This is a genomic window from Streptomyces sp. NPDC048603 (assembly GCF_043199475.1).
GTDB lineage: Bacteria > Actinomycetota > Actinomycetes > Streptomycetales > Streptomycetaceae > Streptomyces.
Window position 1 is genome coordinate 64,361 of sequence record NZ_JBICVY010000016.1, and the last position, 17,291, is coordinate 81,651.

A 17,291-nucleotide genomic window follows, 5' to 3' on the forward strand; every position below is an offset into this window, starting at 1 on the left:
TCGCGCAGCGTGTGCCTGCACCCCGACCCCGCTCACGGGTCGGACCCCGTCCGGGCGGAGCTCCGCTCCGGGCGGTGCCGGGTCGGGCGGAGCCCCGCCCAGGCCTGGGGGCAGCGGCTGCGGCCGGGGCCGGCCATGGCTTCGGTGGGGCGGGAGCGAGCCTGCGGGGCGGCGTTCCGGTGTGCCCACCCGTTCCGCCCTGCGGAACGCCTGCCCACACCTCCGGCGGAGCCGCGCCCACACCTTCTGCGGAGGCGCGGCCAGGGCGGGGCCCGTTCGGGTGGTCCCCGGACCGGGCCGCCGCGCCGCCGAAACGCATCGCGCAGCCCCTGGTATCGCCTAGGGAATGCGCCTCACCGCCCCCCGCCTGCGAGCAGCACTGCTCGCCACCGCCTCGCTCACCCTCGTCGCCGCGGTGCTCCCCGCTCCCGAACCGCTCGGCATCGGCGACCCCCTCTTCCCCGAGCTGGGCAACCCCGGGTACGACGTCATCGCCTACGACCTGTCCCTCACCTACCGGGACAACACCTCGGCGCTCGACGCGGTCACCGTCATCGACGCCCGCAGCCGGCAGCGGCTGGACCGGATCAACCTCGACTTCACCCACGGCAAGGTCGAGTCCGCCGTGGTCAACGGGCTCCCGGCGCAGTTCGCGACCGCAGGCGAGGACCTCGTCCTCACCCCGGAACGGCCGGTCCCCGCAGGCGCCCCCGTACGGATCACCGTCCGGCACACCAGCGACCCGAGCGGCCGCGGCGACGGGGGCTGGGTACCCACCCAGGACGGCCTGGCCATGGCCAACCAGGCCGACGCCGCCCACCGGGTCTTCCCCTGCAACGACCACCCGGCCGACAAGGCGTACTTCACCTTCCGCATCACCGCCCCGGCCGGCAAGACCGCCGTCGCCAACGGCCTGCCCGTCGCCGCGCCCCGCACCTCCGGCAGCGGCGCAGCCGCCACCACCACCTGGACGTACCGCACCCTGCACCCGATGGCCACCGAGCTCGCCCAGGTGTCCATCGGCGACTCCGCGGTGGTCCGCCGCACGGGCCCGCACGGGCTGCCGCTGCGCGACGTGGTGCCCGCCGCCGACCGGGAGCGGCTCGAGCCCTGGCTGAAGAAGACCCCCGGCCACCTGGCCTGGATGGAGGAGCGGGTCGGCCGCTACCCCTTCGAGACCTACGGCGTCCTGATCGCGAACGCCGCCACCGGCTTCGAGCTGGAGACCCAGACCCTCTCCTTCTTCGAACGCGGCCTGTTCACCACCGACGGCTACCCGGAGTGGTACGTCGAGGCCGTGATGGTCCACGAACTCGCCCACCAGTGGTTCGGCGACAGCGTCACCCCGCGCACCTGGTCCGACCTGTGGCTCAACGAGGGGCACGCCACCTGGTACGAGGCGCTGTACGCCGACCACCTGGGGAAGTACCCCCTGGAGCGGCGCATGCGCGAGGCGTACCAGCGCTCCGACCAGTGGCGCGCGGCCGGCGGCCCCCCGGCCGCCCCCAGGCTCCCCGAGCCCGGCCGGAAGATCAGCCTGTTCCGGCCGGTGGTGTACGACGGCTCCGCGCTCGTCCTCTACGCCCTGCGGCAGGAGGTCGGCACCGCCGTCTTCGAGCGGATCCAGCGCCGCTGGGTCTCCCGCCACGCCGACGGCGTGGCCGGCACGGCCGACTTCACGGCCCTGGCCTCCGCAGAGGCGGGACGGGACCTCACGGCCTTCCTGCACCCCTGGCTGTACGGGAAGACCACCCCGCCGATGCCCGGCCACCCCGAGTGGGGCGGTACCGCCGACCAGGGAAAGAGCACGCCGAAAAGGGTGTGACTCGCGTGGAACGGGCATGTCACCATCGAGAGGGCGGCAGCGCCGCCCGGTGGCGGGAATCCCCCGCCGGTGTGACACGTTGTACCCGTACAGCGCGGCACCCGACCACCAGCGGCACCCGACCGCCACCTGACACCAGCGACGTAAGGATCCAATGACCTCCTCTTCTTCCCCTTCACAGGACGCACAGAGCTTTACCGGGAGCCTTCGGGCCGATGCCCTGATGGAAGAGGACGTCGCCTGGAGCCACGAGATCGACGGAGAGCGGGACGGCGACCAGTTCGACCGTTCGGAGCGCGCGGCCCTGCGCCGCGTCGTGGGCCTCTCCACCGAGCTCGAGGACGTCACCGAGGTCGAGTACCGGCAGCTGCGTCTGGAACGCGTGGTGCTGGTCGGCGTATGGACCTCGGGAACGGTCCAGGACGCCGACAACTCCCTGGCGGAGCTCGCGGCCCTCGCCGAGACGGCGGGCGCCATGGTGCTCGACGGCGTGATCCAGCGCCGCGACAAGCCGGACCCGGCCACCTTCATCGGCTCCGGCAAGGCCCGGGAGCTCGCCGACATCGTCGTCGAGACCGGCGCCGACACCGTCGTCTGCGACGGTGAGCTCAGCCCCGGCCAGCTGATCGCCCTCGAGGACGTGGTCAAGGTCAAGGTGATCGACCGGACCGCGCTGATCCTCGACATCTTCGCCCAGCACGCCAAGTCCCGGGAGGGCAAGGCGCAGGTCTCGCTCGCGCAGATGCAGTACATGCTGCCGCGCCTGCGAGGCTGGGGTCAGTCGCTGTCCCGCCAGATGGGCGGCGGCAAGGGCGGCGGCCTCGCCACCCGTGGTCCCGGTGAGACCAAGATCGAGACGGACCGGCGCCGGATCCGCGAGAAGATGGCGAAGATGCGCCGGGAGATCGCGGAGATGAAGACCGGCCGCGACCTCAAGCGGCAGGAGCGCAAGCGGAACAAGGTTCCGTCGGTCGCGATCGCCGGCTACACCAACGCGGGCAAGTCCTCGCTGCTCAACCGGCTCACCGGAGCGGGCGTGCTGGTGGAGAACGCGCTGTTCGCCACCCTCGACCCGACCGTGCGCCGGGCCGAGACGCCGAGCGGCCGGATCTACACCCTGGCCGACACCGTCGGCTTTGTCCGGCACCTGCCCCACCACCTCGTCGAGGCGTTCCGCTCCACGATGGAGGAGGTCGGCGACTCCGATCTCATCCTGCACATCGTCGACGGCTCGCACCCGGCGCCGGAGGAGCAGCTCGCGGCCGTCCGCGAGGTGATCCGCGAGGTCGGCGCGGTCGACGTGCCGGAGATCGTCGTGGTCAACAAGGCGGACGCGGCGGACCCGCTGGTCCTGCAGCGGCTGCTGCGCATCGAGAAGCACTCCATCGCGGTCTCGGCCCGCACCGGCCAGGGCATCGGCGAGCTCCTGGAGCTGATCGACGCCGAGCTGCCCCGGCCCGCGGTCGAGGTGGAGGTGCTCGTCCCGTACACCCGGGGCGGCCTGGTCGCCCGCGCCCACGCCGAGGGCGAGGTGATCTCCGAGGAGCACACCCCGGAGGGCACCCTGCTCAAGGCCCGCGTCCACCAGGAACTCGCCGCGGACCTCGCACCGTACGCACTGGTCTCGCGCTGACGCCCAGCGCCGACCGGCACTGACTGGCACTGACCAGCGCAGACCAGCGCTGACCAGCACTGCGCCCCCGGGCCTCGGCCCGGGGGCGCACCTGTGCGTGGTGGTGCCGGTTACCGCTTGTCGAACTTCTTGCTCACGGCGTCGAAGATGCCCTTGGCCTCGGGGCCGAGTCGCGGACCCGCCAGCCAGGACGCCTTGGCCGGGCCGATCGAGGTGTTCGACACCAGCGCCGGCTTGCCGTCCGCGCCCGCCGCGACCCAGCCGCCGCCCGAGGAGCCACCCGTCATGGTGCAGCCGATGCGGTACATCACCGGGTCGTTCTGGTTCAGCGACAGCCGGCCCGGCTTGTCGGTGCACTGGAAGGCGCGCTGCCCGTCGAACGGTGCCGCGGCCGGGTAGCCCGTCGCCGTCATCTTGGTGATCTTCGGGACGGCCGGGGCGTTGAACTCCACCGGCAGCGCCGAACCGACCGTCTCCTCCAGGGACTTCGTCGTCGTCCCCTTCTCCGGGGTCACGTGCAGCACCGCGAAGTCGTACGGAGCGCCCGCGCCGCCGACCGGACCGCCGGTGGCGATCCACTGGTTGGAGGTCTGCGCCCAGTCGCTCCACCACACGCCGTACGGGGCCACCTGCTCGCGGGGCGCGCCCTTGATCTGCGCCGCCGACTTGCCCGCGTTGTTGTAGGAGGGGACGAAGGCGATGTTGCGGTACCAGCCGCCCTTGGCGCCCGCGTGCACGCAGTGGCCGGCCGTCCACACCAGGTTCGACTTGCCCGGGTGCGCCGGGTCCTTCACCACGGTCGCCGAGCAGACCATGGAGCCCTCGGGGCCGTCGAAGAAGACCTTTCCGGCCTCCGGAACGCTCTTGTGGTACGGCGGGGTCGCGGCCTTCGCGGTGACCGGAGCCGGCGCCGGGTCCGTCACGCCCTGGTCCTTGCCCAGGTCCGGGTCCGCGCCGCCCCGTTCGGGCTTCTGCGCGTCACGCATCCGGTCCGGGTCCCAGAGGTCCTCGATGATCGGGTTGACGTAGTCCTCGGCCTCCCGGAGCCAGTCCTCCTTCTTCCAGTTCTTCCACTCACCCCCCTTCCACTTGTCCAGGTCAAAGCCGCGTTCCTTGAGCTTTTCCTTCAGCCGGTCCGGGATCTGGATCCCGTCCGTGCCGGTGGGGTTGCTGGCTGCCACGGTCGGCTTGGCGTCGCCGCCCGCCTGGTCGTCCTCGGGCCCGCAGGCCGCAGCGGTCAGCGAGAGGGCGGCCGCGCAGAGTACGGCGGTGACCGGTCGCATCGGTCGCATGTCGTTGAGTCCCCCATGTGGATGGATCAGGTTTCGGACGTGGAGTGCAACCCCCCACTATGCCGATGACGTTGGGGACGGCGCAGAGCGGGTCCGCGGTTCCGGCAATGATCTTGACGCTACCCGTGATCTGCCGCGGACACCGTCGTTGGTACGTACGGGGGAAGCGCGACAGCGCTCCTGTTCGACGATCCAGCCTTCGACGAGCCATGCACGCGGGAGGTGCGACAGAGGTGGCCGCCTTGACCGAACGGGCCGTGGAGCGGGCGACCGCGGACGCCGGGACCACCGTGGCCGGAACGGAAGTTGACGGCCCGGCGGAAGCCGCGCCCGAGGCCATCCTGCGCCGGCAGTCCCTGCGCGAGTCGGCGGCGCGCACCTACGCCCGTGCCCTCCCGATCGTCCCGGTGAGGGCCCGCGGCCTCACCATCGAAGGCGCCGACGGACGCCGCTATTTGGACTGCCTCTCCGGCGCGGGCACCCTCGCGCTCGGGCACAACCACCCGGTGGTGCTCGAAGCCGTCCGCGGGGTCCTCGACTCCGGTGCCCCGCTGCACGTCCTGGACCTGGCCACCCCCGTCAAGGACGCCTTCACCACCGAACTGTTCGCCAACCTGCCGCCCGCACTGGCCGCGCACGCCCGGATCCAGTTCTGCGGCCCGGCGGGCACCGACGCCGTCGAGGCGGCGCTCACCCTGGTCCGCGCCGCCACCGGACGCTCCGGGCTGCTCGCCTTCACCGGCGCCTACCACGGGATGACCGCCGGAGCCCTGGCCGCGTCCGGCGGCGCGCGCGAGGGCCGGGTGACCAGGCTGCCCTTCCCGCAGGACCGTCACTGCCCGTTCGGCGTGGGCGGCCCCGAGGGCGCGGCCCTGGCCGCCCACTGGACCGAAAGCCTGCTCGACGACCCCAAGAGCGGGATCCCCCGGCCGGCCGGGATGATCCTCGAAGCCGTGCAGGGCGAGGGCGGAGTGCTGCCCGCCCCCGACGACTGGCTGCGCCGGATGCGCGCGATCACCGAGGCGCGCGACATCCCGCTGATCGCCGACGAGGTACAGACCGGGGTCGGCCGCACCGGCACCTTCTGGGGCGTCGACCACGCCGGCGTGGTCCCGGACGTGATGGTGCTCTCCAAGGCCATCGGCGGCAGCCTGCCCCTGGCCGTCGTGGTGTACCACTCCGACCTGGACGTCTGGCAGCCCGGCGCGCATGCCGGAACGTTCCGCGGCAACCAGCTCGCCATGGCGGCCGGCACCGCCACCCTCGCCTACGTCCGGCAGAACCGTCTCGCCGAACGCGCCGCCGCGCTGGGCGCCCGGATGCTCGCCGCCCTGCACGGCCTCGCCGCCGCCCACCCCTGCGTCGCCGAGGTCCGAGGCCGCGGCCTGATGATCGGCATCGAGTTCACCGACCCGGACGACCCGGACACCCCGGGGAACGGCGCAGCCCCGGCGCTCGCCGCCGCCGTCCGCCAGGAGTGCCTGGACCGCGGGCTGATCGTCGAGCTCGGCGGCCGCCACAGCGCGGTCGTACGGCTGCTGCCCCCGCTCACCCTGACCGACGAGCAGGCCACGGCGGTGCTGGACCGGCTCGCCGACGCCGTGGCCGCCGCCGAACGGGCCCGGCACCGCCGACTCACCCCAAGGAACCCGCAGTGACCTCCACACCCGATCCGTTCCGCTCCACCGGCACCCCGCACGCCGGTCTCCCGCGCCAGAACGACGGTTCCCTCCCGCCCCGCACCACCGCCCCCGCCGCGGGGTCCGCCGCCCCGGCCGACCCGCTGGACCATCCCGACCCGGCCGCCGCCGCCGACTCCGCCGCGGTGGAGAACCTGCTCCGCTGCTGGGTGCGCGAGCGGGCCCTGGCCCGGCCCGCCGGGGACGGCCCGCTCCGCATCCCGCTGCCCGCCTCCGGGATCGCCCTGCTCGTGCCCGTACGGCACTGGTCCGCGGCCGGCTGGCACCGTTTCGGGCCGGCGCGGATCGACGGCGCCCCGGCCGGCGCCCCCGCCCTGGACGCGGTCACCACCGCGGCACTCCTGGTCCGCGAGGCCGGTCGCGGCGGCCCGGCCGCCCCCGTCGCTCCCGGTGCACCGGGAGCGACGGGGGCACCGGCCGCTCCTGCTGCACCGGCCCCGCCCGGGGCGGACCTGGTCGGCCGGGTCGCCGACTCGGTCCGGCGTACGGCGGCCTTCCTCGCCGAGCGGCGCGCCAGGCCCGAGCCGCCCGCCCCCGTCGGCCGGGACCCCTTCCTCCATGCCGAACAGTCCCTGGTCTTCGGCCACCCCCTCCACCCGACCCCCAAGAGCCGGGAGGGGCTCACCGAGAGCGAGGCCCGCCGCTACTCACCGGAGCTCCACGGCTCCTTCCCGCTCCACTGGGTGGCCGTCGCCCCCTCCGTACTCGCCACCGACTCCGCGTGGACCGAGGGCGGACGCGCCCTCCCCGCCGGACACCTGCTGGCCCGTCTCGCCCCCGGACTCCCGCTGCCCGTCGGCACCACCCCCCTCCCGCTGCACCCCTGGCAGGCCCGCGAGGCGCTCCGGCGGCCGGCCGTCGCAGCCCTCCTGGACGCCGGACTGCTCCACGACCTCGGCCCGTTCGGCGCGCCCTGGTACCCCACCTCCTCCGTCCGCACCGTCCACCGCCCGGCCGGCCCCGCGATGCTGAAGCTCTCCCTGGGCCTGCCGATCACCAACTCCCGCCGGGAGAACCTCCGCAAGGAACTGCACCGCGGGGTCGAGGTGCACCGGCTGCTCCGGACCGGCCTGGCCGACCGGTGGCAGGCCGCCCATCCCGGGTTCGACATCGTCCGCGACCCCGCCTGGGTCGGCGTGGACGTCCACGACGGCAGGGGAGCCGCCACTCCGGTCCCCGGACTCGACGCCGTGCTGCGCCACAACCCGTTCCGCTCCGGCGAGCAGGCCCTCTGCGTCGCCGGGCTGACCGCGCTGCGCCCCCGGCCCGGCCGGAGCACCCTGGGCTCCCGGCTCGCCGAGGCCGTCTCCCGGCTCGCCGCGCGGACCGGGCGCCCGACCCCGGCCGTCGCCGCCGAGTGGTTCCTCCGCTACCTCGACCACGTGGTCCTGCCCGTGCTCGGGCTCGACGCGATCGCCGGCATCGCCCTGGAAGCGCACCAGCAGAACACCCTGGTCCTGATCGACGCCGAGGGCTGGCCCGTAGGCGGCCGCTACCGCGACAACCAGGGCTACTACTTCCGCGAGTCCCACCGCTCCGTCCTCGACGCCTGGCTCCCCGGCGTCGGCGCCGTGAGCGACACCTTCGTCTCCGACGCCGTCACCGACGAACGCTTCGCCTACTACCTGGGCGTCAACAACGTGCTCGGCCTGATCGGCGCCCTCGGCTCGCAGGGCCTGGCCGACGAGCGGGTCCTGCTCGCCGCCTTCCGCGGCTTCCTCGGGAAGGCCGCCGGCCTCGGCCCGCTGCCGGCCCTGCTGCTCGACTCCCCGACCCTGCGCTGCAAGGCCAACCTGCTCACCCGGGTGGGCGGCCTCGACGAGCTGGTCGGGCCGGTCGACACCCAGTCCGTCTACGTCACCATCCCCAACCCCCTCCACGGGTGACCGCCATGACCTCGATCCACATCAGCCCCGCCACCGCACCGGGCACGGCCCTCGCAGCGGAGACCGCCGCCGCACCGGAGACCGCCGTCCCGCCGGGCGCCGTACCCGCCCAGGCCCGGCCGCTCACCCCGGAACTGCTGCCCCGGCTCGCCGAGGCGGACCTCCTGGACAGCCCCGCCGACTGGGGCCCGGTCACCACCCGGGCCGGCCTGTTCCGGCTGGAACCCGTACGCCCCGCCCGTGACCGGAAGCTGATCGCCCGCTGGATGAACGACCCGGAGGTGGCTGCCTTCTGGGGGCTCAGCGGCCCCAGCCTGGTGACCGCAGCCCACCTGAGCGCCCTGCTGGCCGGGGACAGCCGCAGCATCCCCTGTCTCGGCCTGCTCGACGGCACCCCGATGAGCTACTGGGAGATCTACCGCGCCGATCGGGACCCGCTCGCCGCCCACTACCCGGCCCGCCCCCACGACACCGGGATCCACGTGCTGATCGGCGAGGCCACCGACCGGGGCCGCGGCCTGGGCACCGTTCTGCTGCGGGCCGTCGCCGACCTGATCCTCGACAACCGGCCCCGCTGCACCCGGGTCGTCGCCGAGCCCGACCTCCGCAACACGCCCTCCGTGACCGCCTTCCTCAACTCCGGATTCCGGCTGGCCGCGGAGATCGACCTGCCGGACAAGCGAGCCGCCCTGATGATCCGTGACCGCGCCCTCCGTACGCTGCTCTGACCACCGGTGTCGGTGGAGCCGCGTAGGGTTGTCAGTGCTATGACGAAGCCCTCCCTCCCCGACCTGCTGCACGCCGCCGTCACCGCCGTCGGCGGCACGGAGCGCCCCGGCCAGGTGGCCATGGCCGAAGCCGTCGCCGAAGCGATCGACGAGAACGCGCACCGGCTGATCCAGGCCGGCACCGGCACCGGAAAGTCCCTCGGCTACCTGGTGCCGGCCCTCGCGCACGGCGAGCGCGTGGTGGTGGCCACGGCCACCCTGGCCCTGCAGCGCCAGCTGGTCGAGCGGGACCTCCCGCGTACGGTCGAGGCGCTGCATCCGCAGCTGCGCCGGCGGCCGCAGTTCGCCATGCTCAAGGGCCGCTCGAACTACCTGTGCCTGCACCGGCTGCACGAGGGGGCGCCGCAGGACGAGGAAGAGGGCCTCTTCGACCAGTTCGAGGCGGCCGCCCCCAGCAGCAAGCTCGGCCAGGACCTGCTGCGGCTGCGCGACTGGGCGGACGAGACGGAGACCGGCGACCGCGACGACCTCACCCCGGGCGTCTCCGACCGGGCCTGGTCCCAGGTCTCGGTCTCCTCCCGGGAATGCCTGGGCGCGAGCAAGTGCGCGTACGGCGCCGAGTGCTTCGCCGAGGCCGCCCGGGAGCGCGCCAAGCTGGCCGACGTCGTCGTCACCAATCACGCGCTGCTCGCCATCGACGCCATCGAGGGCGCTCCGGTGCTCCCGCAGCACGAGGTGCTGATCGTGGACGAGGCCCACGAGCTGGTCTCCCGGGTGACCGGTGTGGCCACCGGCGAGCTCACCCCGGGGCAGGTCAACCGGGCGGTGAAGCGGGCGGCGAAGCTGGTCGACGAGAAGTCCGCGGACACCCTCCAGACCGCCGCCGAGTCCTTCGAGCGGATCATGGAGCTGGCCCTGCCGGGCCGTCTGGAGACCGTCCCGGAGGACCTGGGGTACGCCCTGCTCTCGCTGCGGGACGCGGCCCGCGAGGTGATCTCGCGGATCGGCGCGACCCGGGACAAGTCGATGGCCGACGAGGACGCCGTCCGCAAGCAGGCGCTGGCCTCGGTGGAGAACATCCACGCGGTGGCGGAGCGGATCACCCTGGGCTCCGAGTACGACGTGGTCTGGTACGAGCGCCATGACCGCTTCGGAGCGACCCTGCGGGTGGCTCCGCTCTCGGTGTCCGGCCTGCTGCGGGAGAAGCTGTTCGAGGACCGCTCGGTGGTGCTCACCTCGGCCACCCTGAAGCTGGGCGGGGACTTCAACGGGGTCGCGGCCTCGCTGGGTCTCTCGCCGGAGGGCGTGGAGGGCGAGGACGTACCGGTCTGGAAGGGCCTGGACGTCGGTTCGCCGTTCGACTACCCGAAGCAGGGCATCCTCTACGTCGCCAAACACCTGGCCACGCCCGGCCGCGAGGGCACCCGCGGCGACATGATGGACGAGCTGGCCGAGCTGATCGAGGCGGCCGGCGGCCGCACCCTGGGCCTGTTCTCCTCGATGCGCGGGGCGAAGGCGGCCGCGGAGGAGCTGCGGACCCGGCTGGACCACCCGATCCTGCTCCAGGGCGAGGAGACCCTCGGCGAGCTGATCAAGAACTTCGCGGCGGATCCCCGGACCTGCCTGTTCGGCACGCTGTCGCTGTGGCAGGGCGTGGACGTGCCCGGACCCAGCTGCCAGCTGGTGGTCATGGACAGGATTCCGTTCCCCCGTCCGGACGACCCGCTGATGAGCGCCCGGCAGAAGTCGGTCGAGGAGCACGGCGGGAACGGCTTCATGGCCGTCGCGGCCACGCACGCGGCCCTGCTGATGGCGCAGGGCGCGGGCCGGCTGGTGCGCGCTTCCGGGGACCGGGGTGTGGTGGCGGTGCTGGACCCGCGGCTGTCCACGGCCCGCTACGGCGGCTTCCTGAAGTCCTCGCTCCCGGACTTCTGGTACACCACGGACCGCAACCAGGTCCGCCGCTCCCTTTCCGCCATCGACACCGCCGCCAAGGCCGACGGCAAGTAGCCCCTCGCAACAGCCAGAACCCCCGGAACCGGCGCAGTGGGTTCCGGGGGTTCGCCAGGGGCAGCGGGGTGTCAGACCCGCCGCAGCACGGCGACGACCTTGCCGAGGATGGTCGCCTCGTCGCCGGGGATGGGCTGGTAGGCGGAGTTGTGCGGGAGCAGCCAGACATGGCCGTCCTCGCGCTTGAAGCGCTTGACCGTGGCCTCGCCGTCGAGCATGGCGGCCACGATGTCGCCGTTCTCCGCGACGGGCTGGCGGCGGACGGTGACCCAGTCGCCGTCACAGATGGCGGCCTCGATCATCGAGTCGCCGACGACCTTCAGAACGAAGAGCTCGCCGTCGCCGACCAGCTGCCGGGGGAGGGGGAACACGTCCTCGACGGATTCCTCGGCCAGGATCGGGCCGCCGGCGGCGATCCGGCCGACCAGCGGCACGTACGAGGCGGCGGGCTTGCCGGTGGTGTCCGTGGGCTGCGAGCTGGGCTGGTCCGAGCCACGGACCTCGTAGGCCCGGGGGCGGTGCGGGTCGCGGCGCAGGAAGCCCTTCCGCTCCAGGGCCATCAGCTGGTGCGCGACGGAGGACGTGCTGGACAGGCCCACCGCCTGGCCGATCTCCCGCATCGACGGGGGGTAACCGCGCCGCTGCACCGAGTCGCGGATGACCTCGATGACCCGCCGCTGCCGGTCGGTGAGTCCGGAGCTGTCGGCCCGGATCCCGGGAGGTCGTCCGGGCAGCGAGCGCGCGGGGCGTACGGAGGCCTCCCCGTCGGGGTTCAGGCTTGCGTCAGTCATGGCATGCACCGGCTCGACTCGGCTCTGGGAGCGGTTCTGGGCAGTGATGGTGGCACTGTCTGCGGTGGTGGTCACGTCGGCGGCCCCTCTCGAACGGAATGTTCTCCCCTGGCTGGACAACGGTAGTTGCTTTCGAAAGGTTGCGCCAAACACACGTTCGAGTGAAAAATCGCAGATTGCTCTACGTGACGACCGTAAGAGGTGTATAGACCGGAATCCGGGGTGCCGGGCTCCGTAACGGCCGGTGGCCTGGGTGCCGAACGCGGGTTCGGTCCGGCACCGCATCCTTACGGTACCCTTCCCGGTCGGACGGCCCCCGTCCGGGCCCGTGTCGCCCGGGCCGGCACCCAGTCTGGCAGTCCCGAGCCCCGAAACCGGTCATTCCGTCCCGCGACACGCGGTAGGGGTTCAGGTCCTGCGAAACACAAGATCTAGTGGTTGGATGGTCGAAGTCACCCACCAGTTGTGCTCCCAGTGGCTTCTGAGACGCCCGGGATCGCATATGCTGGTGGCTGCCTCAGGAGCCCACACCACAGCCGCCGCGCTGTTGGACAGGGCTGCCCTGGGCCATTCAGTCGTGCCGTGAGGGAGGGTGGGAGAACCGTGCATTGCCCCTTCTGCAGGCACCCCGACAGCCGCGTGGTCGACAGCCGCACCACGGATGACGGCACGTCGATCCGTCGTCGCCGTCAGTGTCCGGACTGCTCCCGCCGCTTCACCACGGTGGAGACGGCGTCACTGATGGTGATCAAGCGCAGCGGCGTCACCGAACCCTTCAGCCGTACCAAGGTCATCTCCGGCGTGCGCAAGGCGTGCCAGGGGCGGCCCGTCACGGAGGACGCCCTCGCCAAGCTCGGCCAGCGGGTCGAGGAGTGCGTGCGCGCCACCGGCAGCGCCGAGCTGACCACCCACGACGTGGGCCTGGCCATCCTCGGCCCCCTGCAGGAGCTCGACCTCGTCGCGTACCTGCGCTTCGCGTCCGTCTACAGAGCGTTCGACACGCTGGAAGACTTCGAGGCCGCCATCGCGGAACTGCGACAGCGGCATCACGGTGGAGTGAGCGAGCCCGCCGGGACCGGTCCGGTCCCCGCGCCCGCCTCCGCCGCCGACTGACCGGGCGGCCGCACAGCGGCCCGTCAGTCCGCACACAAAGCCACATGAAGATCAAGTCAGACCGTGCCACGGAATATTGCTGGCACATCAGGGCGTTTTTGCCCGCATATGGGAGGCGGCAGCATGACAGAGACGGCGAGCGGCCCGGCACGCGGTTCCCGCGCGAAGGGTGCAAAGTCGGCGGGCAAGGGCGGCCTGCGCATCGAGCGCATCCACACCACCCCCGGTGTGCACCCGTACGACGAGGTCGTCTGGGAGCGCCGTGACGTCGTCATGACCAACTGGCGCGACGGCTCGGTCAACTTCGAGCAGCGCGGCGTCGAGTTCCCCGACTTCTGGTCGGTGAACGCGGTCAACATCGTCACCAGCAAGTACTTCCGCGGCGCGGTCGGCACCCCGCAGCGCGAGACCGGTCTGAAGCAGCTCATCGACCGGATCGTGAAGACCTACACCAAGGCCGGTGAGGAGTACGGGTACTTCTCCACCCCCGCCGACGCCGAGATCTTCGAGCACGAGCTGACCTACGCCCTGCTGCACCAGATCTTCAGCTTCAACTCCCCGGTGTGGTTCAACGTCGGCACGCCCCAGCCGCAGCAGGTCTCCGCCTGCTTCATCCTGTCCGTCGACGACTCCATGGAGTCGATCCTCGACTGGTACAAGGAAGAGGGCATGATCTTCAAGGGCGGCTCCGGTGCCGGCCTGAACCTCTCCCGCATCCGCTCCTCCAAGGAGCTCCTCTCCTCCGGCGGCAACGCCTCCGGCCCGGTTTCCTTCATGCGCGGCGCCGACGCGTCCGCCGGAACGATCAAGTCGGGCGGCGCCACCCGCCGCGCGGCCAAGATGGTCGTGCTCGACGTGGACCACCCGGACGTCGAGGACTTCATCGCCACCAAGGTGAAAGAGGAGGAGAAGATCCGCGCCCTGCGCGACGCGGGCTTCGACATGGACCTGGGCGGCGACGACATCACGTCCGTCCAGTACCAGAACGCCAACAACTCCGTCCGCGTGAACGACGAGTTCATGACGGCCGTCGAGAACGGCACCGAGTTCGGCCTGCGCGCCCGGATGACCGGCGAGGTCATCGAGAAGGTCGACGCCAAGGCGCTGTTCCGCAAGCTCGCCGAGGCCGCGTGGGCCTGTGCCGACCCGGGCATCCAGTACGACGGTGTGATCAACCACTGGCACACCTGCCCCGAGTCCGGCCGCATCACCGCGTCCAACCCGTGCAGCGAGTACATGCACCTGGACAACACGTCCTGCAACCTCGCCTCGCTGAACCTGATGAAGTTCCTCAAGGACGACGGCAAGGGCAACCAGTCCTTCGAGGTCGAGCGCTTCGCCAACGTCGTCGAGCTGGTCATCACCGCGATGGACATCTCCATCTGCTTCGCGGACTTCCCGACCCAGAAGATCGGCGAGAACACCCGCGCCTTCCGCCAGCTGGGCATCGGCTACGCCAACCTCGGCGCCCTGCTGATGGCCACCGGCCACGCGTACGACTCCGACGGCGGCCGCACCCTCGCCGCCTCCATCACCTCGCTGATGACCGGCACCGCGTACAAGCGCTCCGCCGAGCTGGCCGGCGTCGTCGGCCCGTACGACGGCTACGCCCGCAACGCCGAGCCGCACAAGCGCGTCATGAAGCAGCACGCCGACGCCAACGCCGTCGCCCCGCGCACCGACGACCTGGACACCCCGGTCTGGGCCGCGGCCACCGAGGCCTGGCAGGACGTCCTCCGCCTCGGCGAGAAGAACGGCTTCCGCAACGCCCAGGCGTCCGTGCTCGCCCCGACCGGCACCATCGGTCTGGCGATGTCCTGTGACACCACCGGTGTCGAGCCGGACCTGGCCCTGGTCAAGTTCAAGAAGCTCGTCGGCGGCGGCTCGATGCAGATCGTCAACGGCACCGTCCCGCAGGCCCTGCGCCGCCTGGGTTACCAGGAGGAGCAGATCGAGGCGATCGTCGCCCACATCTCCGAGCACGGCAACGTGGTGGACGCGCCCGGCCTGAAGACCGAGCACTACGAGGTCTTCGACTGCGCCATGGGCGAGCGCTCCATCTCCCCGATGGGCCACGTCCGCATGATGGCCGCCATCCAGCCGTGGATCTCCGGCGCCATCTCCAAGACGGTCAACATGCCGGAGTCGGCGACCGTCGAGGAGGTCGAGGAGATCTACTTCGAGGCCTGGAAGCTCGGCGTCAAGGCCCTGGCGATCTACCGCGACAACTGCAAGGTCGGCCAGCCGCTCTCCGCGAAGAAGAAGGAGGACGAGAAGGCCGAGGTCACCGCCAAGGCGGAGGAGACCATCCGCACCGCGGTGGAGAAGGTCGTCGAGTACCGTCCCGTCCGCAAGCGCCTCCCCAAGGGCCGCCCGGGCATCACCACCTCCTTCACGGTCGGCGGCGCCGAGGGCTACATGACCGCCAACTCCTACCCGGACGACGGCCTGGGCGAGGTCTTCCTGAAGATGTCGAAGCAGGGCTCCACCCTCGCGGGCATGATGGACGCCTTCTCCATCGCCGTCTCGGTCGGCCTGCAGTACGGCGTCCCGCTGGAGACCTACGTCTCGAAGTTCACCAACATGCGCTTCGAGCCGGCCGGCATGACGGACGACCCGGACGTGCGGATGGCGCAGTCGATCGTCGACTACATCTTCCGCCGCCTGGCCCTGGACTTCCTGCCCTTCGAGACCCGCTCGGCACTCGGCATCCACACCGCCGAGGAGCGCCAGCGCCACCTGGAGACCGGCTCCTACGAGCCGCTCGACGAGGAGCTGGACACCGAGTCCCTGGCGCAGTCCGCCCCGCTGGCGGCCGTCCCGGCCGTCCCGGTGGTGGAGGTCCCGGCTCCGAAGAAGGTGGCCCACACCAACGCGGAACTGGTCGAGATGCAGCTCGGCGTCTCGGCCGACGCCCCGCTCTGCTTCTCGTGCGGCACGAAGATGCAGCGCGCCGGCTCCTGCTACATCTGCGAGGGCTGCGGCTCCACCAGCGGCTGCAGCTGAGCCTGACCGATAGGTGACACGAAGGGGACCGGCCCGCGGCCGGTCCCCTTCGGCGTACCCGCACGGGAAAGCAGCAGGTGAGACAGGTCTACCGTCGGGTAACGATCACGGGTTAGGCTGCCCGGCGCGCGCAGGGGGCGCGTGCACGGGGGGTGGGGACATGGCCGACAGGGTGGCAGTGGCGAACGAGGGCATGAGCGCGCCGGCGCAGGTGATCGCGGCCGTGGTGCTGGTCGGGGGCCTCGCGGCCGGGGCCTGGTCGATGCAGGCGGCCGATCAGAAGGAGGCGGACGGCCCGGCCAAGTGCTCCGTCTCCACGGACGTGCTGCCGGCTCAGTACGCCTCCGGGGCGCAGCTGTGCGCGGCGCTGAACCGGCCGGACCTGCCCACGCTCCTGGGCGCCCCGGAGGACCGGGTGAGATCCGCCAGTGGCACGGGCGACTGGCAGACCTTCGGCAGTGCCAAGAAGATGGCTGCGCCGGAGGCGACCGTGGAGACCGAGAAGCACCACGTGGAGATCGGGGTCGACTACGAGCTCCGGGTCGAATCGGCCGCGCTGCTGGGCTCGGACGTACAGAAGCAGACGGTCCTGGGGCGTCCCGCGGTCTTCTACTCCAGCCGGACCCTCGCCATCGGCTTCAACCTCGGCGGAAGCGGCAAGGCCACCTCCGGCCAAGGCCCCATGGCCCGTTCCCTGGCGGTGGCCAGGGACGCGAAGGACGGCGGCGGCTTCTACGAGGTGATCATCTGGCGGCAGAGCGGCAGCCTGATGCCCGATGACACGACCCTGCTGAGCGTGGCCGAGAAGGTCCTGCCGACGCTCCCGGGCTGGCAGAACGGCTGAGCCGGGGCGCGGGCCCTCCGCGCCCTCCGCCCGTTCCCCGCTCAGTTCTCCTGCATGACGGAGAGGACGTTGCCGGCCGGGTCGGTGAACCAGGCGATCGCCGCCGGGCCGCCCTCGGGGCCGCGGCGGGTGATCCCCTTCTCGTCGGCCTCGAACTGCGGGTAGCGCTCGAGGGTGACCCCGCGGGACGTGAGCTCGTCGACGGCCGTGTCGATGTCGGTGACGGGGAAGTTGAGGACCGTGTACGTCGCCGGGGTGTGCCCGTCCTTGGGGTAGACGAAGACCGGGCGGCCGCCGGGGATGTGGAGCAGGAGGGCCCCCATCGACTCGTCGGTGACGCGCAGTCCGAGGGTCTCGCCGTAGAACCGCCTGGCCCGCTCGATGTCGTCCACGGCGAAACTGCTGAATGCCTCGGTGTTCCCGAACATGCTGGTTCCCTTCTCCGGCGGGCCGCCCCGGTGCA

12 protein-coding genes are annotated in these 17,291 nt (G+C 72.0%); 9 read left to right on the forward strand and 3 right to left on the reverse strand.

What is annotated here, in order from left to right; genetic code table 11:
• The first annotated feature begins 346 nt into the window (after positions 1 to 346).
• Complete coding sequence (locus ACGFQ9_RS32405) at positions 347 to 1,825, forward strand: M1 family metallopeptidase (RefSeq protein ID WP_393578826.1); 1,479 nt, start codon at positions 347 to 349, stop codon at positions 1,823 to 1,825.
• 154 nt (positions 1,826 to 1,979) lie between these two features.
• Positions 1,980 to 3,458, forward strand: coding sequence for a GTPase HflX (gene hflX / locus ACGFQ9_RS32410; protein WP_393578828.1), 1,479 nt, complete (start codon positions 1,980 to 1,982; stop codon positions 3,456 to 3,458).
• A gap of 110 nt (positions 3,459 to 3,568) precedes the next feature.
• On the opposite strand, the gene ACGFQ9_RS32415 is transcribed toward hflX, so the two are convergent.
• Positions 3,569 to 4,750 (reverse strand): trypsin-like serine peptidase, encoded by a 1,182-nt coding sequence (locus tag ACGFQ9_RS32415; protein WP_393578829.1) that lies wholly within the window; start codon positions 4,748 to 4,750, stop codon positions 3,569 to 3,571.
• Between the two features lie 290 nt (positions 4,751 to 5,040).
• Between ACGFQ9_RS32415 and ACGFQ9_RS32420 the strand changes: the two genes are divergently transcribed.
• From ACGFQ9_RS32420 to ACGFQ9_RS32435, 4 genes are read left to right on the forward strand one after another with little or no spacing between them, the layout of a single operon-like run.
• Positions 5,041 to 6,408: a diaminobutyrate--2-oxoglutarate transaminase family protein gene (locus tag ACGFQ9_RS32420; RefSeq protein ID WP_393578961.1), complete on the forward strand. Its 1,368-nt coding sequence runs from the start codon at positions 5,041 to 5,043 to the stop codon at positions 6,406 to 6,408.
• A complete protein-coding gene (locus ACGFQ9_RS32425) occupies positions 6,405 to 8,336 on the forward strand; it encodes an IucA/IucC family protein (RefSeq protein WP_393578830.1) in 1,932 nt (643 codons plus the stop codon). Before ACGFQ9_RS32420 ends, ACGFQ9_RS32425 begins: the two co-directional genes overlap by 4 nt.
• Before the next feature lie 5 nt (positions 8,337 to 8,341).
• The gene (locus tag ACGFQ9_RS32430) at positions 8,342 to 9,064 is read left to right on the forward strand and encodes a GNAT family N-acetyltransferase (protein ID WP_393578832.1); all 723 of its coding nucleotides are present in this window, start codon (positions 8,342 to 8,344) and stop codon (positions 9,062 to 9,064) included.
• 39 nt (positions 9,065 to 9,103) lie between these two features.
• Complete coding sequence (locus ACGFQ9_RS32435) at positions 9,104 to 11,074, forward strand: ATP-dependent DNA helicase (protein WP_393578834.1); 1,971 nt, start codon at positions 9,104 to 9,106, stop codon at positions 11,072 to 11,074.
• 71 nt (positions 11,075 to 11,145) lie between these two features.
• On the opposite strand, the gene lexA is transcribed toward ACGFQ9_RS32435, so the two are convergent.
• On the reverse strand, positions 11,146 to 11,940 hold the full coding sequence (lexA, locus tag ACGFQ9_RS32440; protein WP_365101790.1) for a transcriptional repressor LexA: 795 nt from the start codon (positions 11,938 to 11,940) through the stop codon (positions 11,146 to 11,148).
• Positions 11,941 to 12,468: 528 nt separating this feature from the next.
• Between lexA and nrdR the strand changes: the two genes are divergently transcribed.
• The 3 genes from nrdR to ACGFQ9_RS32455 all read left to right on the forward strand — a co-directional run bounded on the left by nrdR (position 12,469) and on the right by ACGFQ9_RS32455 (position 16,828).
• Positions 12,469 to 12,978, forward strand: coding sequence for a transcriptional regulator NrdR (gene nrdR / locus ACGFQ9_RS32445; protein WP_393578836.1), 510 nt, complete (start codon positions 12,469 to 12,471; stop codon positions 12,976 to 12,978).
• 123 nt (positions 12,979 to 13,101) lie between these two features.
• Positions 13,102 to 15,984: a vitamin B12-dependent ribonucleotide reductase gene (locus tag ACGFQ9_RS32450; protein ID WP_393578837.1), complete on the forward strand. Its 2,883-nt coding sequence runs from the start codon at positions 13,102 to 13,104 to the stop codon at positions 15,982 to 15,984.
• A 160-nt stretch (positions 15,985 to 16,144) separates the two neighbouring features.
• Positions 16,145 to 16,828 (forward strand): DUF6215 domain-containing protein, encoded by a 684-nt coding sequence (locus ACGFQ9_RS32455; RefSeq protein ID WP_393578839.1) that lies wholly within the window; start codon positions 16,145 to 16,147, stop codon positions 16,826 to 16,828.
• A 41-nt stretch (positions 16,829 to 16,869) separates the two neighbouring features.
• Here ACGFQ9_RS32455 and ACGFQ9_RS32460 read toward each other — a convergent pair whose 3' ends face one another.
• Complete coding sequence (locus ACGFQ9_RS32460) at positions 16,870 to 17,256, reverse strand: VOC family protein (RefSeq protein WP_393578841.1); 387 nt, start codon at positions 17,254 to 17,256, stop codon at positions 16,870 to 16,872.
• Positions 17,257 to 17,291 lie beyond the last annotated feature (35 nt).